Origin of the sequence: Streptomyces sp. BF23-19, from assembly GCF_041106355.1 — a bacterium.
Classification (GTDB): domain Bacteria; phylum Actinomycetota; class Actinomycetes; order Streptomycetales; family Streptomycetaceae; genus Streptomyces; species Streptomyces virginiae_A.
The window spans coordinates 121,478-141,450 of sequence record NZ_JBGBPT010000011.1; the positions used below are offsets into that span (position 1 = coordinate 121,478).

Annotated in this window: 19 protein-coding genes and 1 pseudogene; 9 read left to right on the forward strand and 11 right to left on the reverse strand. The window is 73.9% G+C overall.

What is annotated here, in order from left to right; genetic code table 11:
* Positions 1-22: 22 nt before the first annotated feature.
* Positions 23-300, reverse strand: a pseudogene (locus AB8A24_RS09410) (class I SAM-dependent methyltransferase); the annotation flags it as partial.
* Positions 301-410: 110 nt separating this feature from the next.
* Between AB8A24_RS09410 and AB8A24_RS09415 the strand changes: the two are divergent.
* Positions 411-1,343: a pseudouridine-5'-phosphate glycosidase gene (locus AB8A24_RS09415; RefSeq protein WP_328963782.1), complete on the forward strand. Its 933-nt coding sequence runs from the start codon at positions 411-413 to the stop codon at positions 1,341-1,343.
* Entirely contained in the window at positions 1,340-2,239 is a 900-nt protein-coding gene (locus tag AB8A24_RS09420) for a PfkB family carbohydrate kinase (protein ID WP_328963781.1), read from the forward strand. The genes AB8A24_RS09415 and AB8A24_RS09420 overlap by 4 nt, the downstream gene beginning before the upstream one ends.
* A 71-nt stretch (positions 2,240-2,310) precedes the next feature.
* Here the strand turns inward: AB8A24_RS09420 and AB8A24_RS09425 are convergent, their stop codons facing one another.
* On the reverse strand, positions 2,311-3,006 hold the full coding sequence (locus tag AB8A24_RS09425; protein WP_328963780.1) for a uridine kinase: 696 nt from the start codon (positions 3,004-3,006) through the stop codon (positions 2,311-2,313).
* Between the two features lie 93 nt (positions 3,007-3,099).
* Between AB8A24_RS09425 and AB8A24_RS09430 the strand changes: the two genes are divergently transcribed.
* Positions 3,100-4,554 carry a WGR domain-containing protein gene (locus AB8A24_RS09430; RefSeq protein WP_369475325.1) on the forward strand — a complete coding sequence of 485 codons (1,455 nt, stop codon included), beginning with the start codon at positions 3,100-3,102 and terminating at the stop codon, positions 4,552-4,554.
* A gap of 62 nt (positions 4,555-4,616) precedes the next feature.
* Here the strand turns inward: AB8A24_RS09430 and AB8A24_RS09435 are convergent, their stop codons facing one another.
* A complete protein-coding gene (locus tag AB8A24_RS09435; protein WP_323181209.1) occupies positions 4,617-5,021 on the reverse strand; it encodes a cupin domain-containing protein in 405 nt (134 codons plus the stop codon).
* 106 nt (positions 5,022-5,127) lie between these two features.
* Between AB8A24_RS09435 and AB8A24_RS09440 the strand changes: the two genes are divergently transcribed.
* Positions 5,128-5,820 carry a DUF2293 domain-containing protein gene (locus AB8A24_RS09440; protein ID WP_369475326.1) on the forward strand — a complete coding sequence of 231 codons (693 nt, stop codon included), beginning with the start codon at positions 5,128-5,130 and terminating at the stop codon, positions 5,818-5,820.
* A gap of 5 nt (positions 5,821-5,825) precedes the next feature.
* On the opposite strand, the gene AB8A24_RS09445 is transcribed toward AB8A24_RS09440, so the two are convergent.
* Positions 5,826-6,497, reverse strand: coding sequence for a chaplin (locus AB8A24_RS09445; protein WP_328963777.1), 672 nt, complete (start codon positions 6,495-6,497; stop codon positions 5,826-5,828).
* 163 nt (positions 6,498-6,660) lie between these two features.
* Between AB8A24_RS09445 and AB8A24_RS09450 the strand changes: the two genes are divergently transcribed.
* Positions 6,661-7,209 (forward strand): hypothetical protein, encoded by a 549-nt coding sequence (locus AB8A24_RS09450; protein ID WP_328963776.1) that lies wholly within the window; start codon positions 6,661-6,663, stop codon positions 7,207-7,209.
* Here the strand turns inward: AB8A24_RS09450 and AB8A24_RS09455 are convergent.
* From AB8A24_RS09455 to AB8A24_RS09465, 3 genes are all read right to left on the reverse strand, one after another.
* On the reverse strand, positions 7,190-8,395 hold the full coding sequence (locus AB8A24_RS09455; protein ID WP_328963775.1) for an SWIM zinc finger family protein: 1,206 nt from the start codon (positions 8,393-8,395) through the stop codon (positions 7,190-7,192). The two genes, AB8A24_RS09450 and AB8A24_RS09455, sit on opposite strands and share 20 nt — an antisense overlap.
* Positions 8,392-11,292: an SNF2-related protein gene (locus AB8A24_RS09460; RefSeq protein WP_369475327.1), complete on the reverse strand. Its 2,901-nt coding sequence runs from the start codon at positions 11,290-11,292 to the stop codon at positions 8,392-8,394. The genes AB8A24_RS09455 and AB8A24_RS09460 overlap by 4 nt, the downstream gene beginning before the upstream one ends.
* A 113-nt stretch (positions 11,293-11,405) precedes the next feature.
* Complete coding sequence (locus AB8A24_RS09465; protein WP_369475328.1) at positions 11,406-12,779, reverse strand: helix-turn-helix domain-containing protein; 1,374 nt, start codon at positions 12,777-12,779, stop codon at positions 11,406-11,408.
* Between the two features lie 177 nt (positions 12,780-12,956).
* Here AB8A24_RS09465 and AB8A24_RS09470 point away from each other — a divergent pair, with 177 nt between their 5' ends.
* Both AB8A24_RS09470 and AB8A24_RS09475 read left to right on the forward strand, forming a co-directional pair.
* Positions 12,957-13,574, forward strand: coding sequence for a hypothetical protein (locus AB8A24_RS09470; protein WP_328963772.1), 618 nt, complete (start codon positions 12,957-12,959; stop codon positions 13,572-13,574).
* A gap of 40 nt (positions 13,575-13,614) precedes the next feature.
* The gene (locus AB8A24_RS09475) at positions 13,615-13,875 is read left to right on the forward strand and encodes a DUF6343 family protein (RefSeq protein ID WP_328963771.1); all 261 of its coding nucleotides are present in this window, start codon (positions 13,615-13,617) and stop codon (positions 13,873-13,875) included.
* Between the two features lie 34 nt (positions 13,876-13,909).
* Here AB8A24_RS09475 and AB8A24_RS09480 read toward each other — a convergent pair whose 3' ends face one another.
* The 4 genes from AB8A24_RS09480 to rpsA form a co-directional block, all read right to left on the reverse strand.
* Positions 13,910-14,341, reverse strand: coding sequence for a tetratricopeptide repeat protein (locus AB8A24_RS09480; RefSeq protein WP_369475329.1), 432 nt, complete (start codon positions 14,339-14,341; stop codon positions 13,910-13,912).
* A 66-nt stretch (positions 14,342-14,407) separates the two neighbouring features.
* The gene (gene coaE, locus AB8A24_RS09485; protein ID WP_369475330.1) at positions 14,408-15,028 is read right to left on the reverse strand and encodes a dephospho-CoA kinase; all 621 of its coding nucleotides are present in this window, start codon (positions 15,026-15,028) and stop codon (positions 14,408-14,410) included.
* 31 nt (positions 15,029-15,059) lie between these two features.
* Positions 15,060-15,998: a PAC2 family protein gene (locus AB8A24_RS09490; protein ID WP_328963768.1), complete on the reverse strand. Its 939-nt coding sequence runs from the start codon at positions 15,996-15,998 to the stop codon at positions 15,060-15,062.
* Positions 15,999-16,208: 210 nt separating this feature from the next.
* Entirely contained in the window at positions 16,209-17,717 is a 1,509-nt protein-coding gene (rpsA, locus tag AB8A24_RS09495) for a 30S ribosomal protein S1 (protein WP_033222162.1), read from the reverse strand.
* A gap of 353 nt (positions 17,718-18,070) precedes the next feature.
* On the opposite strand from rpsA, the gene AB8A24_RS09500 reads away from it, so the two are divergent.
* Both AB8A24_RS09500 and AB8A24_RS09505 read left to right on the forward strand, forming a co-directional pair.
* On the forward strand, positions 18,071-18,919 hold the full coding sequence (locus tag AB8A24_RS09500) for a class I SAM-dependent methyltransferase (RefSeq protein WP_266390318.1): 849 nt from the start codon (positions 18,071-18,073) through the stop codon (positions 18,917-18,919).
* Position 18,920: 1 nt separating this feature from the next.
* A partial coding sequence (locus tag AB8A24_RS09505; RefSeq protein WP_369475331.1) for a DEAD/DEAH box helicase occupies positions 18,921-19,973 on the forward strand: 1,053 nt, incomplete at its 3' end.

Here is a 19,973-nt window from a genome sequence, read left to right on the forward strand (position 1 = left end):
CTGTCCAGCGCCCCGGCGTGCCGAGCTCCCCGTACGGGCGGGTGGAGAGCGGCGGCAGTCCGCCGGGGCGCCGCACCCGCCGGGTTTCGGCCAGGCCCGCGGTCACGTCCCGGGCGGTCAGCAGGTGGGGCAGGGCGTTGTCGGCGCAGACCACGGCGTCGAAAGAGGCGTCGGCGAAGGGCAGGGCAGGGCCCGCATGTCGGCGACAGCGACGGCGACGGGCAGGGTGAGCGAGCGCCGGCCGGCCTCGCGGGTGGTGCGGGCCACGGAGGCGGGGCTGAGGTCGGTCCCGGTCGGCCGGCTCGTCGTAGAAGCCGCGCGTGGCCAAGGAGGAACGCTACTCGGACAGGTTGGGGCGGGTGTGGCGGGAGAGAGTTTGGGGGCGTCAATCCCGTGCCATGGATGGGGACATGTCACAGCACAGAGCATCTGAGATCCCGGTCCTGTCGGCGGAGGTACGCGAGGCGCTCACCCGGGGAAATCCCGTGGTGGCCCTGGAGTCGACGATCATCGCGCACGGTCTGCCCCGCCCCCGCAACCTGGAGGTGGGCCTCGAACTGGAGGCCATGGTCCGCGCGGAGGGCGCGGTTCCGGCGACGATCGCGGTCGTGGACGGGGTGGCGTACGCGGGCCTGGACAAGGCGCAGCTGGAGCGGATCGCGGGTGGCGAGGGCGTACGCAAGCTCGGTCACCGGGATCTGGCGCCCGCGCTGGCGACGGGCGCGACCGGGGCGACGACGGTGTCCGCGACGGCCTTCCTCGCCGCCCGGGCGGGCCTGCGGGTCTTCGCCACCGGCGGGCTGGGCGGCGTACACCGGGAGTGGGCCCGGACGCAGGACGAGTCGGCGGACCTGTCGCTGCTGGCGCGGACGCGGATCACCGTGGTGTGCGCGGGGGTGAAGTCGATCCTGGACGTGCCGGGCACGCTGCAGCGGCTGGAGACGCTCGGGGTGGGGGTGCTCGGCTACGGGACGGACCGCTTCCCCGGGTTCTACCTGGCCGACTCGGGCGAGCCGGTGGACTGGACGGTGCACGGGCCCGAGGAGGTGGCGGCGGTGATGGCCGCTCAGGACGCGCTGGGCGGTGCCGACTCGGCGCTGCTGGTGGCCAATCCGGTGGCGCGGGAGGAGCAGCTGGATCCGGAGCTGCACGATCGGGTGCTGGCGGAGGCGCTCGCCGAGTGCCGCGAGCGCGGGATCACGGGGCAGGCGGTGACCCCGTTCCTGCTGGGGTTCCTGGTACGGGCGACGGGCGGGGCCTCGCTGGAGGCGAACCTGGCGGCGGTACGCGGCAACGTGCGGCTCGGGGCCCGGATCGCGGGGGCCTGGGCGGCGCGGGCATGACCGGGCCGGGGGCGTTGCTCGTCGTCGGGGACGTGGTGACGGACGTGGTGGCCATACATCCGGAGCCGCTGACTCCGGCCACCGACACGGCTGCCCGCATCCGGACCCTGCCGGGCGGGGCCGGGGCCAACGCGGCCTGCTGGGCGGCCCGTACGGGGACCGCGGAGGTACGGCTCCTGGCGCGGGTGGGTGCCGAGTCGGCACGCTGGCACGAGCGGGCGCTCGTGGACGCGGGGGTGCGGCCGCGGTTGGTGATCGACGCGCGGGAGCCGACCGGGACGGTGGTCGCGCTGGTCGGCAAGGACGCGGAGCGGACGTTCCTGACCGACAGCGGGGCCTCGCTGCGGTTGTGCCCCGCCGATTGGACCCCCTCCCTGCTGGACGGGGCGGCCCATCTGCATCTGTCCGGTTATCTGTTCTTCGCCGACAGCAGCCGGGAGCTGGCCATGGTCGCGCTGCGGGCGGCCCGGACGCGGGGGGTGTCGGTGAGCGTGGATCCCGCCTCGGCCGGATTCCTGGCCGGCCTCGGGCCGCAGCGCTTCCTGGACGCCGTGGCGGGGGTGGACGTGCTGCTGCCGAACGAGGACGAGGCCCGGCTGCTGGCCGGGCTGCCGGAGCCGGCGGGGGTGGCCCGGGCGGCGGCGGAGCTCAGCCGGCGGGTGCCGCTGGTGGTGGTGACCCGGGGCGCGGCGGGGGCGCTGATCGCCGAACGCGGCCGGATCACCGCCGAGATCGAGGCGGAACCGGTCGAGGCGGTGGACTCCACGGGCGCCGGGGACGCCTTCACCGGGGGCTTCCTCGCGGCCCGGCTGGACGGCGCGGACCCGGCTGAGGCCGCCCGCGCCGGGTGCCGGGCCGCGGCCCTGGCGGTGACCCGGCAGGGCGGTCGGCCGTAGCGGTCGTGGTGCCGCTGGAGCCGGCCCGGCCCGATCCGGCCGCCCGGTCCGGCCCGGCCCGTCCCGGCCCGTCAGCGGCTCCGGATGCCGGTCCAGGCGGGGTGGCGGGGGTCGTCGGCCCGGACCACCGCGTCGGCGGTCGACGCCGGGTCGGTGTCGGCCTCGTAGCGCGCGAAGGCGGGCAGCGTCCAGCGCGCGGACTCCTCGGTGCGGCGGGCGAGCGCGCCGGCGGAGAGCCGGATGTGGACGCTCAGGTCGAAGGGGAACCAGTGGCCCAGCAGCAACGGGCCGTGCACGAGCAGCACGCCGCCGGGTGGGAGTTCGACGTACGGGCTACGGGTCGCCCGGTCGGTCACCGGATTCCAGAGGTCCGGCAGCACCCGACCGGTGCCGCCGGGGTCGGTCGGGCCGAAGACCTCCCGCCAGAGGGCGGCCGTGTCGTACCAGCCGCCGAGGTAGGAGTCCACGTCCTGCCGGCCGAACTCGAAGCGGAGGGAGGCCGGCCGTAGGAATCCGTCGGCCGACACCACCAGGGACGGGCGTCCGCGTCGCCGCAGCGCTTCGGCCAGTTCACCGGCGAGGAGACCGGTGTCGGCGGCGGGGGCGCCGTCGATGCCCACCCGCCGCCAACTGCCCTGCTCGTGGGCGTTGTCGGGGTCGTTGCCGGGGTCGTTGCCGGAGGCCTTGTCGGAGTCGTTGTCGGGGTTGTCGAGGTGACCGGCGAGCCGCTCGGCCATCCGCTGCCATGTGATCGCTTCCCACTGCACGGGCCCATTGTCAGTGCTGGGCCGTAGCGTTTTTCACGAGGGATCACCGGCCGAAAGGGAGCCGGCGGCGCTGCCTTTGGGGAGAGGTTTGTCATGGCTCGGGAGACGACGTATCTGGAGCTGTCGCAGGACGACGGCGCGGCCCACAAGTTCTACGAGGTGACCGTCGACGGCACGGCCGTGTCCGTGCGGTACGGGCGCATCGGTGCGGACGGCCAGCTGCAGACCTCCGCGTTCCCGAGCGCCGAGAAGGCCCGGGCGGCCGCCGCGAAGAAGATCGGCGAGAAGGTGCGCAAGGGGTACGCCCCGGCGGTGCGGGGGCAGCGCGCGGCCCGATCGGTCACCCGCCGCCAGGTGACCTCGGCGCCCTCGACGGCGCGTGCGGTGGCCCCGGTGCTGTGGCGCTTCCGGACCGGTTCGTCGGCCTTCGGCATCCACGTGGACGAGGACCGCTGCTGGGTCGGCAACCAGGCCGGCGATGTCTACACGCTGAGCCACGGCGGCGAGGTGCTGGCCCGGTATTCGCTGCCGGACGGGGTGAAGTGCCTGGTCGCGGACGAGTTCTGGATATACGCGGGCTGTGACGACGGCACGGTGTACGACCTGTCGTCGAAGGTGCCGTTCGGCGCGTACGCGATCGCCGCGGACGTGGACATCTACTGGCTCGACATCCACGAGGGCGTGCTGAACGTCTCCGACGCGAACGGCGGCCTGACCGTCATCGACCACGAGGACGAGCACCAGTGGTCGCGGAAGTCCGGCGGCCACGGCGCCTGGATGGTCCGGGCGGACGAGCGGGCGGTCTTCCACGGGCACAGCGGCGGTGTGACGGCGTACGCGGCCGACGGCACCGGGCAGTTGTGGCACACCAAGACCCCCGGCGGGGTGCTGTTCGGCTGGCAGGAGGACCACGCGGTGTACGCGGGGACGGCCCGCAACACCGTGCAGCGGCTCTCGAAGACGACGGGGGCGGTGGAGGCCTCCTACGCGTGCGACGCGGCGGTGTACTCGTGCGCGACCTCGCCCGACGGACGGCACGTCTTCGCGGGCGACTCCTCCTCCTCGGTCTACTGCTTCGACGCCGACGGCCGACGCCTGTGGAAGCTGGGAACGGGCGGCGGGTCGGCACTGTCCATGCAGTACCTGGACGAGCGGCTGTACCTCGTCACCACCGACGGGTCGCTGGTCTGTGTGGACGCGACCGAGCAGGCGATCGCGGCGGCCCAGCAGGGTTCGGTGCCCGCACCGATGGACGTGAAGTCGGCGGCAGCGCTCCCGGTGTTCACACCGGCCGCGTCGGCCTCGGCGGTGGCGACGGTCTCGATGGCGGCGGTGACCGCGGACCCGGCGGCCGGCGTGGTGGTGGAGTGCGTCCAGCAGGGCGGCCGCATGCGGGTGCAGGTGGTGTCGGGCGGCTTCGAACCCACGTGGAACGTGCAGTTCCCGCGCGGGATACGGGAGGCGGGCGCCCGGTACGTGGTGGACGGGCTGCACCCGGCCTCGGGCGGCTTCTACCGGGTCCGCGGGGAGATACGCCGACTGGTGTGAGCGCCCGCCGGCTGCGGGACGGCGGGGGTGGCCGGAGTGGGCCGGGGCCGGAGCGGCCGGGTTCAGTGTGCGTGCTGACCACAGACCGCCTGCGTGACGCCGGCCGGGGCCGGGGTGGGTATCGCGAAGGGCGTCCCGGCCGGGAGCGCGGGGGTCACGTGGAGCACGACCGGCTCGGTGCCGAGGTTGTGGCCCAGGTGGATGTGTCCTATGCCCGCGGGTTCCACGAAGGTGGAACCGGCCGTGTGCACCTCGACGGTGCGGTCGTGCAGGACCCGGGTGAGGGTCCCCGCCAGGACCACCGCGTCCAGCCTGACCCGGTGGAAGTGCCAGCCGGTGCAACCGCCCGGCGGGATGACTATCTCCCGGCCAGTCGGGAGCGTGGCGACGCATGCCCCGCCCGACCGTGCCGTCATCGCCTGCCGCCCACCCATGTGCCCCTCCTCGGCGGACCTCCTGCGGTCCACCGCCCCACGGTAAAAGGGCCGCGGGACATCCAGGAACACTCGACGAAACATCAACATGCCTTCTTCACCAGGTGATATGAGGGTCATACAGCGGTATCACACGTCTATGAGCCTGGTGGTTTTCGAATCGCTGAAGCAGATCCACTGCGCCGACTGCCGGCAGGGCCCGCTGCGGCACCTCGTCCGCGAGTCCGGCGTGCCCCGCTGCCTGGACTGTACGGATCTCGGCCATCTCGTCTATCTCCCGCGGGGGGACACGGCGCTCACCCGCCGCTCCCGAGAGGCCAGTTCGCTGTGCGCCGTCGTCGTGCGCTTCAACAAGTGCCGGCACCGCTACGAACGCCTGGGCCTCCTCGTCGAGGAGGCCGCCCTGGCCGGCGCGGAGCGGGCCTGCCTCGCGGACTCGGAGGCGCGGGCGCGCCGTCGAGAGCGCGACCGGCGGCGGCGTGCGGCGGAGGACACCCGGTTCACGGCGGCCTTCGCCGCCGAGATCGTGCGGCTGTTCCCCGGATGTCCGGCCGACCGGGCCGTGGCGATCGCCACCCACGCCTCGGTGCGCGGCAGCGGCCGGGTGGGCCGGACCGCGGCCGGCCGGGCCCTCGACGGACTGGCGGTCTCCGTCGCGGTCCGGGCGGCGGTGCGACACACCGACACCGAGTACGACGCCCTGCTGATGGCGGGGGTCCCGCGGTTCGCGGCCCGCGCCCGGCTGGCCCCGCGGATCGACGCCATCCTGGACGGGTGGCGCACCCAGCCCCCGGGGCACGCGACCGCGCCCGCCCCGGACCCGTCTGCCTGAACCGCTCAGTTGAGGCGGAAGCGACGGTAGAGGAGCACCCCGCCGAGAAGGAGCGCGCCGCCACTGGGCAGCAGGTAGCCGACGCCGTCCGACCCGGTGTGGGCGAGCGCCTCGATGTGCCGCGGCGGGGCGGGCGGCGCCGGGCGCGGGGCCGGCGGCACGGCCACGGGTGCGGTCGGGGTCACCGGCTCTTCGACGACGGGCGGCTGGACGGGCTTACCGCCCGTGGGCTCCTCGCCGTTGACGGACGTGTTGCCGTGGGAGGTGTTCCCGATGCCGACCACGCTCACGGCGTTGCCGCTGATGTTCAGCGGGAGGTCGACGGGGAGCTGGATCCCGTTGCCGGACAGCACTCCCGGAGAATCCTTTCCGCGTCCCTCGGCGACGGCCCCGCCACTGTTCCCGCCTGCCGGTTTCGAGGAGTGGGTGGATCCCGCGGTCGAATGTCCGCCGCCACCGCCCGGTGACTCGTTGCTACAGCGGTTCCCGGCCGCCGAGTTGAGCACGCCGACCACGCTCACGGTGTTCCCGCACGCGTTCACGGGGATGTTCACCGGCAGTTGTACGAGGTTTCCGGACAGCAGTCCCGGCGAGCGCTCGGCCCGGCCACTCGCGTCCGCATCGGCGTGGGCCAGTCCGCCCACACCCGCGACCGCCAGTCCGCCGCCCGCAACCATCGCCGCGATCAAGCCATTCCGACGACTGTGACGCATCAGTTTCCCTGCCTTCCGGAGAAGTTCGCGGGTAATGTCCCCGCACCGGAAACAACGCTCCGACCCCATTCGGGTTATAGAGACGGTAAGCATTTCACTCAATCGTGTACTGGGTACTGGGTACTTCATGACCGATCGCCCGCTGCTCCTCCTCGATGTGGACGGCCCCCTCAACCCGTTCCGCTCCGCCCTGGCCGGGTTGCGCGGATACCGGAGCCACCGGATGTGGCCCGACGTCTGGCTCTCCTACCGCGATCCGGCGTCCCGCAAGGCCCGGCGCGGCGCCCGCGTGCGTCTCCACCCCTCCCACGGAGCCCGGCTGCTGGCCCTACCCTTCGAGCTCACCTGGGCCACCGCCTGGACGCACCAGGCCAACACGATGATCTCCCCGCACATCGGGCTGCCGGGTGACCTCACCGTCGTCGAGTGGCCCGAACTCTTCGCCGACGACCCCGACGGCCTCTCCTGGAAGACCCGCCACCTCCGCGACTGGGCGGCCGGCCGGCCCTTCGCCTGGGTCGACGACATGATCACCCCGCGCGACCGCGCCTGGGTCGCCGAACACCATCCGGCCCCGGCCCTCCTGCTGCGCATCCACCCGCGCCACGGCCTCCGCGACCGCGACTTCGCCACCCTGACCCGCTGGGCGGAGGGCATCAGCCCAGCAGAGCGCTGACCGGGTCCGGGGAGGGGCGGCCCACGGGCCACCAGTCCTGGTCGCCGTGGCGGTCCTCGTAGCAGTACCAGAGGCCCTCGCGCCCGAGGCGGAGCTGGCGGGTGCGGATCGTCAGGCGGTTGCGGTCGGGGCGGAAGGAGCCCTGGCCGGCGGCGAGCAGGGCCGGGCGGGCCCGGTCGAAGGGTCCCGCCGGCGGATCCCAGGGCTCTTCGAGGGCATCGAGGGCCGGGCGCCCGCCCTGGCGCCAGGCCGCGGCGGCCCGGGCGAGATCGGTGGTGGTGCGGCCGGTGGCGCGGGCCAACTCCCGGTACAGGGTGCGGGCCGCGCCGGTCAGGCCCGCCGTGGGATGCGCGGACGCCAGCCGGACGGCGTCCTGCCACACGGTGAGCCCGGCGATCGGATCCTCGCCGGTGGTGAGGAGGGCCAGGGCTCGGGCGGCCGCGTCGGAGGCGAGCTGGTCCAGGGCCAGCGGGTCCGGCGCCGCCGGGTCGGCCGGGTAGGCGGGCGGAAGGCCCACGGCGGCGGGCACGGGGAGCGGCGCGGGCAGCAGCGGCAGGCCGCCACGGGCGAGCGCCGCCCGGGCCGGAACGCCGGGGAAGCCGGGCGCCGCGTCCGGCTGTTCGCGCGCGGCGTGGGCGGCGTTGCGGCGGGTGAGCTCGTCGAGCAGTTCCCGCTCGCCGCGGCCGCGCAGGAGCAGCAGGACGAAGGGGTCCTCGTCCAGGAGGCGGGCCGTCCGGTAGCAGAGGGCCGCCGCGTGCTTGCACGGCGGACGCCCGAAGTCCGGGCAGGAGCAGTGCGGGACGAGTTCGCCCGCGCCGGGCAGGACGGCTCCCGCGAGCGACTGCGGGACCTCCCGCTCCAGCAGGGCGGCGAGCGCCGCGGGGTCGGCCGCGACCGTCTCCAGCAGGTCGTTCCACTCGGGGTCGGCGAAGGCGGGCAGGGTCAGCTCGGTGCGGTACGGGCGGGGCCGGCTGCCCCGGACGTACGCCACGATCCGGCCGGGGGTGACGGTGACCGCGCTGACGTGTCCCGCGTCCGCGTACGTACGCCCCCGGGCCAGGCGGGCCGCGTCGTGGGAGACCTCCTCCAGCGCCGACACCCAGGCCCGGCCCCACCAGCTCACCGCCTCGGCCCCGGCGGGCACGGTCTCGAAGGTGCGGCGGCGGTCGTCCCGCGCGGTGATCATCCGGGCCTCCGCAGGGAGACGAGGTCGGCCAGCTCGCGGTCGGTCAGCTCGGTCAGCGCCGACTCCCCGGAGCCCAGGACGGCGTCCGCCAGGGCCCGCTTCGCCTCCAGCATCTCGGCGATCCGGTCCTCGACGGTGCCTTCGGCGATGATCCGGTGGACCTGGACGGGTTGGGTCTGGCCGATGCGGTAGGCGCGGTCGGTGGCCTGTTCCTCGACGGCCGGGTTCCACCAGCGGTCGAAGTGGATGACATGGCCCGCCCGGGTGAGGTTCAGCCCGGTGCCCGCGGCCTTCAGGGACAGCAGGAAGACGGGGACCTCGCCCGCCTGGAACCGGTCGACGAGCTCCTCACGACGCGGGACCGGCGTCCCTCCGTGCAGCAGTTGCGAACTGATCCCGCGGGCCTGCAGGTGCCGTTCGATCAGGCGGGCCATCGTCACGTACTGGGTGAAGACGAGGACCGAACCGCCCTCCGCCAGGATCGTGTCCAGCAGCTCGTCCAGCAGGGCGAGTTTGCCCGAGCGGTGCGGGATCCGGGGCTGCTCCTCCTTCAGGTACTGCGCGGGGTGGTTGCAGATCTGCTTGAGCGAGGCCAGCAACTTCATGATCATGCCGCGCCGTTCCATGCCCTCGCTCGACTCGATCACGGCCATCGCCTCGTCCACCGCCGCCCGGTAGAGCGAGGCCTGCTCCCGGGTGAGGGAGACCGGATGGTCGGTCTCCGTCTTCGGCGGCAGCTCGGGCGCGATCCCGGGGTCGGACTTCTTGCGGCGCAGCAGGAACGGCCGGACGAGCGCGGACAGTCGGGCGACCGCCGCCTCGTTGCCCCCGTCCTCCTCGTTCTGGTGCTCCACCGGGCGGGCGTGGCGGGCCCGGAAGGCGGTGAGCGGGCCCAGCAGCCCCGGCGTGGTCCAGTCGAGCAGCGCCCACAGCTCGGAGAGGTTGTTCTCCACCGGGGTGCCGGTCAGCGCCACCCGGGCCGGCGCCGGCACCGTGCGCAGCGCCTTCGCGGTCGCCGAATGCGGGTTCTTGACGTGCTGCGCCTCATCGGCGACGACCATGCCCCAGCTCTGTTCGGCGAGCAGGGCGGCGCTGGCGCGCATCGTCCCGTACGTGGTGAGGACGAACCCGCCCGCGCAGGACGTCAGGTCCTCGGTGCTGCGGCCGTTGCCGTGGAAGCGGCGCACGGGCGTGCCGGGGGCGAACTTCTCGATCTCCCGCTGCCAGTTGCCGAGGAGGGACGCGGGGCACACCACGAGGGTGGGCTCCGGCCGGTCCCGGTGCAGGTGCAGCGCGATCAGCGTGACGGTCTTGCCGAGGCCCATGTCGTCGGCGAGGCAGCCACCGAGACCGAGCGAGGTCATCAGGTCCAGCCAGGCCAGGCCGCGCGCCTGGTAGTCGCGCAGGGTGGCCTTGAGGGCGGGGGGCTGCGGCAGCGGGTCCTGCTCCCGCGTCAGCCGGTCCCGCAGGGCGGCCAGCGCGCCCACCGGCACCGCCTCGACCGTCGTGCCGTCGATCTCGGCGGTCCCCGTCAGTACGGTGGCCAGCGCGTCGACCGGGTCCAGGACGCCCAGCTCCCGCTTGCGCGCCTTGCGCACCAGTTCCGGGTCGACCCGCACCCACCGGTCGCGCAGCCGGACGACCGGCCGGTGCGCCTGGGCCAGCGCGTCCATCTCCCCCGGGGTGAGCCGGTCGCCGCCCAGCGCCAGCTCCCACGAGAAGGCGAAGAGGTGCTCGGCGTCGAAGAAGGCCGTCCCGTCGGTCGCCGAACCCGGCGCGGTGGACCGGACGACGGCGGTCGCCGACAGCGTACGAGCCAGCTCGCGCGGCCAGTGGACCAGGACCCCGGCGGCCGCCAGTCGGGTCGCGGCCACCCCCAGCAGGTCATCCAGCTCCGGGTCGGACAGGGCCAGGGCATCGGGCACGGGCTGGTCCAGCAGGCGCAGCAGCGGCGGCCAGACCCGAGCGGCCCGGCGCAGCGCGAGCACGGCGTCGATCCTGGCGCGCGGGCCGAACCCGGCCGCCGCCGTGCCCGCCCACAGCTGCCCGGCATCGGTGACCAGGGTCGGGTCGGCGAGGCTGTGCACCTGGACGACGGCGGCCCCGGCCCGCCGGATGTCGTCCTCCTCGGCCTCGTCGAAGAGCCGGAAGGAGGACAGGTCCAGCCGGAGCGAGATCCCGACGCCGGTGTCGGAGCCGGCCGCGACCTGCGCGGCCCAGTCCTGTATCCCGGGCACCAGCTGCGGCTCCCGCGCCGCGAACGGTCGCCCGGCGGCCACGGCCGCGGCCGGGGTGCGGGGCAGGCCGTCGGCGACGGCGTCGAGGAACGCGCGGACCAGTGCCTCCGGTTCGGGCAGTTGGAGCGGGCGGCGGCCGGCGAGCGGCGTCGCGTACCCCTCGTGCGGCAGCGCGGCGGCGACCGCGCGGAGGTGGTCGATGTCGGCGGCGTCGAGCGGTCCGGCCCGCCAGGCGTCGACGCCTTCGGGGGTGAGTCCGGGCAGGAGCCGACCACGGGCGGCGAGGGTGAGCGCCTGCCTGGCGGCGGTTCCCCAGGCGCGGGTGGCGGGGTGCGCGGCGGGGCTGTGGGGCGCCCGCGCGAGCAGGGGCAGGGCGGAGGCGACGGAGAAGGTCACCGCGGGCACGGTCCGGCTGCGGACCCCGTCGCCGTGCGGACGTACGACGGTGAGCGGTACCGGCGTGCCCGCCTCGGGCAGGGCGTCCCCGTCGGGCGCCCAGAAGGCGACCCGCCCCTCGCGGGGGACCGCGGCGGGCAGGAAGACCGCGGCGTGCCGCAGCAGCGCGGTGGCCTGCGGCGGCAACGGGCGCTGCGGCGGCGCCTGCGCCTGCGCCCGGGCCTGCGCCTGGGCCTGGGCCTGGGCCTGGGCCTGCTGTGTCATGGCTGTCCCCCTCCCCGTCTCCCCGTCTCGCCGTCGACGGTCTGGCGAATCTGCCGGTCCCCTCTGCCGACGAGTCTAGGCGTCACCACCGACAACGGCCTCTGACCTGCGGTTCAGCGGGCCCAGCGGCCCTGCTCCAGCGCGTACCCGTACACCGGCCGACCGGTGGCTGCGCTGGTGCGCAGCGGCCGCCCGCCGTCGTCGATGCGGAGGGTGCCCGACCCGGACGGGCCGGTCCACCGGAGGTCGAGGGACCAGTCGCAGTCACATCCCGTGGTGGCGGCCTCCACCCGCAGGACGACCGGCTCGGACGCCGAGACGCGCAGGGGGAAGGCGGGAGCGGGCAGCGGATCGCCGCCGTCGTTCCCGGCGACGGGCCGGGCCAACGGGCGCGGCGCGTCCAGATCGACGGCGAACGCGGCAGGGGTGAGCCCGCCGCCGCAGCCCTGCGACATCTGGTAGACGTTCCAGGCCGGCGGCTTGCGACGGGCGGCCACCCGTACCTCCAGGTCCTCCAGGACCACGGCGCCCTCGCCCGTGCCGTGCAGGGTCACCTCCACGATCTGCGAGCCGGCGTGCACGGCGCCCTGCGCCGACGCCCAGGCGGGCGCGTCGGCCTCCACGGGCGGCGGGGACACCGATCCGGGAGCGCGCTCGCTCAGGTAGGCGTGATCACAGCCCGCGGTCCACACGTGCGACCGCACCGCCGCCTTCAGGGGCACGGCCGGCGCCCGGCCCGGGGCCGACGGTGAGACGGAGGTCCGGCCGGGCGCCGGGGCCGTCGCCCCGGTCGGCCCTGACGACCCTGACGACCCTGCCGACCCTGCCGACGATGTCGGTTCCGGTACGTCCGTCGCCGCCGGTGCCGAGGCGGACCCCGCCCCCGGGGACACCGGCGCACTCGTCCCCGCGCTCGCCCCCTTCCCGGTATCCGTACGTCCACCGGCGTGCGGCGCACCCCGCTCGGGGCCGGCCGCCGCCAGCAGTGCCACGGCCACCGCCCCGGCCGTCACGCCCGCGGCGGCGACCACGGCCGCCCGCCGCCGGTACCAGGCCCCCCGGGCCACCGGCTCCGGCACGGGCTCCGGCGCCACCACCACGGTCGGCTCCGGCTCCGGCTCGGCCACAGGCTCCGGCTCCGGCTCGGCCACAGGCTCCGGCTCCGGCTCCGGCTCCGGCTCCGGTACGGGTACGGGCTCCGCCACCGGCACCGGCACGGGCACCGGCTGCGCCGCGGTTCCGGCGCGCCGCCGCGCGTCCGCCAGCAGCCACGCCCGGTGCAGGTCCACCGCCTCCCCCTGCGTCGCCCCGCAGGCCCGGGCGAAGCGGTCCACCACCGCGAACTCCGCCGGCAGCGCCTCCCCGTTGCAGTACCGGTGCAGCGTCGACGTACTCGTGTGCAACCGGCGCGCCAAGGCCCCGTAACTGAGCCCGGCACGCTCCTTCAGCTCCCGCAGCAACCGTGCGAAATGCTCGGCCTCGCTCACGCTCTCCCCCGTTCCGCGTCCCGCGACCGCGTTCCATGCATGAGGTGTTCCCCCAGGTGACGGCGCGTACGGCCGTTCCAGCGTCCCGGATTCGTCGCGATCCGTCGCCCGCCACGCCGTTCGGGGAACAGGCTCGTCAGGCACACACCACCACCGCACTCACGGGGAGAACCGACCATGTTCCGACGTTCCGGCACCGCCACCACGCTCACCACCGCGCTCGTCGCGGCGGCGGCCGCCCTCGTCCTGACCGCTTCCACCTCCGCCGCGGCCGCCACCGCGCCCGGCTTCCTGGCCGGCGCCGACCTTCCGCCGCACCCCAGCTCACCCTGGTACGCCGGCGCGGTCACCAAGGGGCTGCCCGAGACCGCGCCGTTCTGCCTGGAGGGCGTGCTCCCGGCGGCCGGCAGCTGGCACCGCATCTTCGGCACCGAGTACGACACCGGCGCCGTGCAGGTCTCCGTCCGGTCCGCCTCGCCCTCCGCGGCGGCCGAGCTCGCAGGCACCCTGGAGCGCAAGGTCGCCGCCTGTGCCGCCGACTGGCTGCGCACGACCCCGGGCGGCACCGCCTCCTGGCAGGACTACGGCACGCTTCCCGTCGAGGAGGGCGCGCACGTCTACGGGGTCCACACCTCGATCCCCGAGTCGGAGCCCGGCGTGCACCTGTTCGGGATCGGGCGCGACGGCTCCGCCGTGACCGTCGTGCAGTGGGGCCAGATGGGCGACCTGTCGCACGCCCCGGTCGCCGACTTCAAGAAGACGACCACCAAGGCCGTGCACAAGCTCAACCCCTGACCAGGAGGGGGTGGGACCATGGACAGGAGAGGCGATGGCCATGCGTTCCGGGAATGAGCCGGTGACCGCGCGCAGTCCGCTGCGGCTGCGGTTCTGGCTGGGTGTCTGGGGGCTGGTCTGGGCTGCCGCCGGCACGGCCTTGTTCTCGCTGGCGGGCCGCCCCGGCTGGGCGGCCGCCTGCGGGGCGCTGGCGGTGGTCGTGGCCGTGGACCTGTTCATGATCGTGCGCCACATCCGCCAGGGGCCGCACTACCAGCCCGGCCCGGACATCCCACCGTACGAGCCACCCCGCGGCCGGTGAGGCCCTGCGGTCGTGAGGACCCGCGGCCGGTGCGTCATGCGGGGTCGGCTCCGGCCTGGCCCTCCGCGGCCGGGCCCTCCGCGGCCGGGCCCTCGAAGCGGGCCGCCGACAGGTACTCGGGCCGCGGGTCGAGGGCCGCGGCGAGCCGGAAGTGCCTGCGCGCCTGCTCGGGCCGGCCCGAGCGCTCGAACGTACGGGCCAGCGCGAAGTGCGCGAAGGCGTTGTCCGGCTCCCGCTCCAGCACCAGCTCGAACTCCAGCTCGGCCGGTCGTAGTTGCGCCGCCGCGAAGAAGGCCCGGGCGCGCAGCAGCCGCGCCGCCGTGTTCTCCGGGTGCGCGGCTATGACCGAGTCGAGCAGCTTGACCGCGCCGCGCGGGTCGCGGGCGGCGAGCAGCTGCTCGGCGGCCCGGTAGTCGATGACGTGGGTTTCCGGGCTGGACGGTGTGGGGCGTGCGGTCTCGGACACGTTCGAAATCCTTCCCTCTTCGGGCGCGTTCAACGCCCCCGCCCCACCCGCTATTCCATGCACACGTCAGCCGAGCCCGTCAGGCCGCCCGCCCGCCGCCCGCGCCATGAGCTCGTCCCACACCTTGCGCACCTGCGGTTCCAGCGCCTCCAGCGGACCGTCGTTGTCGATCACGAGGGTCGCCACCGCGAGCCGCTGCTCCCGGGTGGCCTGCGTGGCCATCCGGGCCCGCGCCTCCTCCTCGGCCATCCCGCGCAGCGCGGTCAGCCGGGCCAGCTGTGTCCGCGGTGTCGCGTCGACCACGACGACCAGGTCGTAGAGCGGCGCCAGGCCGTTCTCCGTGAGCAGCGGTACGTCGTGCACCACGATCGCGTCGGCCTCGGCGGCGGCTTCCAGCTCCGCCGACCGGGCCCCCACCAGCGGGTGCACGATCGAGTTCAGTGTCCGGAGCTTCGCCGGGTCCGCGAACACGATGGACCCCAGCTTCGGCCGGTCCAGCGTCCCCTCCGCGGTCAGCACCGACTCCCCGAAGGCCGCCACGACGGCCGCGAGCCCCGGTGTGCCGGGCTCCACGACCTCGCGCGCGATCCGATCGGCGTCGACGACGATCGCCCCGTACCCCGCCAGCAGTCGCGAGACCTCGCTCTTGCCGGCACCGATTCCGCCCGTCAGGCCTACTTTCAGCATGCCCCGCAGCATAGGGGGCCCCGCCCGTACATCAGTTCTCGCCCTCGCGCTCGGCCAGGAACCGCTCGAACTCGCGGCCGATCTCGTCCGCCGACGGCAGCTCCGCCGGCTCGGCGATCATGTTCCCGCGGGTCTCGGCCCCGGCGGCCGCGTCGTACTGGTGCTCCAGCCCCTGCACCAGGGAGACCAGCTCCTCGTCGCCCTCCCGGATCTGCCGGTCGATCTCCGTCTGCGTGCGGTGCGCCTCGGTGCGCAGGGCGTGCGCCACGGCCGGCAGGACCAGCCCGGTGGCCGCGGTGATCGCCTCCAGCACCGTCAGCGCGGCGTCCGGGTACGCGGAGCGCGCGACGTAGTGCGGTACGTGCGCGGCGACGCCCAGCACGTCGTGCCCGGCCTGGGCCAGGCGGAACTCCACCAGGGACTCCGCGCTGCCCGGCACCTGGGCCTCGTCGAAGGGGCTGCGGTGGCCCGGCATGAGGTCGGTGCGGTTGCCGTGCGGGGTGATGCCCACGGGACGGGTGTGCGGGACGCCCATCGGGATGCCGTGGAAGTTGACCGAGAGCCGGACGCCGAGGCGCTCGACGATCTGCCGGACGGCGACGGAGAAGCGCTCCCATTCCACGTCCGGCTCCGGGCCGGACAGCAGCAGGAAGGGCGCTCCGGTGGCGTCCTGGACGAGCCGGACCTCCAGCCGGGGCTCCTCGAACTCCGTCCAGCGGTCGCGCTGGAAGGTCAGCAGCGGGCGCCGGGCCCGGTAGTCGATCAGCCGGTCCGCGTCGAAGCGGGCGACCACCTGGTGGGGCAGGGTGTCCAGGAGCCGCTCGACGATCTGCTCGCCGGCCTCACCCGCGTCGATGTACCCCTCGAAGTGGTACAGCATGACCAGCCCGGCCGAGTCCTGGGCAACCGCCAGGTCGGCCACCGCCAGGCCCTTGGCATCCCATTCGTACAAACCCTGTGGATCAAGCACCGTCACCACTCCTCCTCGCCTCGTTCTCAGCCAAGAACGTCCAAGGCGGCGCGGCCATTCCCCAGTTGGCCGCATTCACAGGAACGCAACGGATCACTCGGGGCGGACCGGGCGGGTGGAACGCGGTAAGGCCCGCCCCCCGAAGGGGACGGGCCTTACCGTTCAACGCAGTTCAGCTCGGCTCACACCGGAGTGTGATGCGCGCTGCGATCAGCTCTGGCCGCCGGCCAGCTTCTCGCGGAGCGCGGCCAGGGCCTCGTCCGACGCCAGGGCGCCGGAGGTCTCGTCCGACTCCGAGGAGTACGAACCACCCGAGATGCCCGCACCGGCGTTGCCACCGGCGGCCGGGGCGGCAGCACCCTCGGCAGCAGCGGCCTCGTCGGCCTCGCGGCTCTTGATGACCTGAGCCTGGTGCTGCTCGAAGCGCTGCTGCGCCTCGGCGTACTGGGTCTCCCAGGCCTCGCGCTGCTTGTCGAAGCCCTCGAGCCAGTCGTTGGTCTCGGGGTCGAAGCCCTCGGGGTAGATGTAGTTGCCCTGGTCGTCGTAGGACGCGGCCATGCCGTACAGGGTCGGGTCGAACTCGACCGACGCCGGGTCGGCACCGAAGGACTCGTTGGCCTGCTTCAGCGACAGCGAGATCCGGCGACGCTCGAGGTCGATGTCGATGACCTTGACGAAGATCTCGTCGTTGACCTGGACGACCTGCTCCGGGATCTCCACGTGGCGCTCGGCCAGCTCGGAGATGTGGACCAGACCCTCGATGCCCTCGTCCACGCGGACGAACGCACCGAACGGAACCAGCTTGGTGACCTTACCCGGGACGACCTGACCGATCTGGTGGGTCCGGGCGAACTGCTGCCACGGGTCCTCCTGCGTCGCCTTCAGCGACAGGGAGACACGCTCGCGGTCCATGTCCACGTCGAGAACCTCGACGGTGACTTCCTGACCGACCTCGACGACCTCGGACGGGTGGTCGATGTGCTTCCAGGACAGCTCGGAGACGTGCACGAGACCGTCGACGCCACCCAGGTCCACGAAGGCACCGAAGTTGACGATCGAGGAGACGACGCCGGAGCGGACCTGACCCTTCTGCAGGGTGGTGAGGAACGTCTGGCGAACCTCGGACTGGGTCTGCTCGAGCCAGGCGCGGCGGGACAGGACCACGTTGTTGCGGTTCTTGTCCAGCTCGATGATCTTCGCCTCGAGCTCCTTGCCCACGTAGGGCTGGAGGTCGCGGACGCGGCGCATCTCGACGAGAGAGGCCGGCAGGAAGCCGCGGAGGCCGATGTCCAGGATGAGACCACCCTTGACGACCTCGATGACGGTACCGGTGACGATGCCGTCTTCTTCCTTGATCTTCTCGATGGTGCCCCAGGCACGCTCGTACTGAGCGCGCTTCTTCGAGAGGATCAGGCGGCCTTCCTTGTCCTCCTTCTGGAGAACCAGGGCCTCGATCTCGTCGCCGACCTTGACGACCTCGTTCGGGTCGACGTCGTGCTTGATCGAGAGCTCGCGGCTGGGGATCACGCCTTCGGTCTTGTAACCGATGTCGAGGAGAACCTCGTCCCGGTCAACCTTGACGATGACGCCGTCGACGATGTCGCCATCGTTGAAGTACTTGATCGTCTCGTCGATCGCCGCGAGGAACGCGTCCGCGTCGCCGATGTCGTTGACCGCAACCTGCGGAGTGGTGGCGGTGGTCTCGGTGCTGCTCGTCATGTGGGAAAGGGCTCCGGTTACGGACAGAAAGTCGTAGGTACTGCTACGCCGGGAGCCCTTATCGGCATCCACCGAAGACCGGACAGCCAAGGAGGCCCCCGATCCGCAGAAGAGCGGCGGGGCCTCGAGAACCGAGGGGACATCAACAGATGCAAGCGCAGCCTGCTAGGTCTGAGGAGCACAGGCTCGCAGCGCAACTTGTAGCATACGGGGGCAGCCGGACAGGGTCAATGCGCGAAGGCGCACACCCCGGGCGGATCGCCGCAAGACCGGCACAATTCATGGGCGGGAAGCCGTTCCTGGCGCTTCCTGCCACATTCAGAAGACATTCGCAGACTACGACGACGGGCCCCATGAACCAAGAGGACTACGCCTCCGAAGTAGCGTCCGAAGCCGATCCGGTATCGGCGGAAGACCCCGAGGCCACACGGCGTGACGCGGGGGAAGCGGAGAGCAGTCGGGCGAGCCGCAGCTGGTGGGACCGCAACGCCGACGAGTACCAGAACGACCACGGCGCCTTCCTCGGCGACGACCGCTTCGTCTGGGGACCCGAGGGACTGGACGAGGCGGAGGCGGCCCTTCTCGGCCCCGCCGCCTCCCTCCGGGACAAGGACATCCTGGAGATCGGCGCCGGCGCCGCCCAGTGCTCGCGCTGGCTGGCCGCCCAGGGCGCCCGCCCGGTCGCCCTCGACCTCTCCCACCGCCAGCTCCAGCACGCCCTGCGCATCGGCGACGACCTCCCGCTGGTCGAGGCGGACGCCGGGAAGCTGCCCTTCCGCGCCGGCTCCTTCGACCTGGCCTGTTCCGCCTACGGCGCCGTCCCCTTCGTCGCCGATCCCGTCAACGTCATGCGCGAGGTGCACCGCGTCCTGCGCCCCGGCGGCCGCTGGGTCTTCTCCGTGACCCACCCCGTCCGCTGGGCCTTCCCGGACGAGCCCGGACCCGAGGGGCTGTCCGTCGCCGCCTCCTACTTCGACCGCACCGCGTACGTGGAACAGGACGAGCGGGGCCGCGCCGTTTATGTGGAGCACCACCGCACCATCGGCGACCGGGTCCGCGACGTGGTGGCGGGCGGCTTCCGCCTGCTCGACCTGGTCGAACCCGAGTGGCCGGAGTGGAACAGCCAGGAGTGGGGCGGCTGGTCCCCGCTGCGCGGAAACCTGATCCCGGGCACCGCGATCTTCGTCTGCGAGCGCGACTGACGTGATCCGTACCGCCGCCCTCGACGCCCTGCCCGTACGGGAGGCCGTGCCCGCGCTGGTCTCGGCGCTGGACGACCACGGCACGGCCGTGCTCTGCGCCCCGCCCGGCACCGGCAAGACCACGCTGGTGCCGCTGGTCCTGGCCGGCCTGGTGGGCGGCGGTCCGCGGCGCCGGGTGGTCGTCGCCGAGCCCCGGCGGATCGCCGCCCGGGCCGCGGCGCGCCGGATGGCGTGGCTGCTGGGCGAGCAGGTCGGCGGGGCGGTGGGCTTCACCGTGCGCGGGGAACGGGTGGTCGGCCCGGACACCGTCGTCGAGGTGGTGACCACCGGGGTACTGCTCCAGCGCCTCCAGCGCGACCAGGAACTGACCGGGGCGGACGTGGTGATCCTGGACGAGTGCCACGAGCGGCACCTGGACGCCGACACGGTCGCCGCCTTCCTCCTCGACGTACGCGAGACCCTGCGCCCGGAGCTGAAGCTGGTGGCGGCCTCGGCGACGACGGACTCCGCCGGCTGGGCCAGGGTGCTGGGCGGCGCGCCGGTGGTAGAGGCCGCGGGGGTCTCGTACCCGGTGGAGACGGTCTGGGCCCCGCCGGCCCGGCCGGTGCGGCCCCCGCACGGCATGCGGGTGGATCCGGCGCAGCTGACGCACGTGGCCTCGGTGGTGCGGCGGGCGCTGGCGGAACGCGACGGCGACGTCCTGTGCTTCCTGCCCGGCGTCGGTGAGATCGCCCGGGTCGCCGGGCAGCTGGGCGGCGTGGACGCCGAGGTGCTGCAGATCCACGGCCGGGCCCCGGCGGCGGCGCAGGACGCGGCGCTCTCCGTCGCCGATCACCGCCGGGTGATCCTGTCCACCGCCGTGGCCGAGTCGAGCCTGACCGTCCCCGGGGTGCGCGTGGTGGTGGACTCCGGGCTGGCCCGCGAGCCCCGGGTGGACCACGCGCGGGGCCTGGGCGCGCTGGCGACCGTACGGGCGTCCCGCGCGCCTGCCACGAGACCGAGCTCGTGCTGTCCCCGACCCGGACCAAGAAGCGCGTCGCCGTCGTCGGCGCCG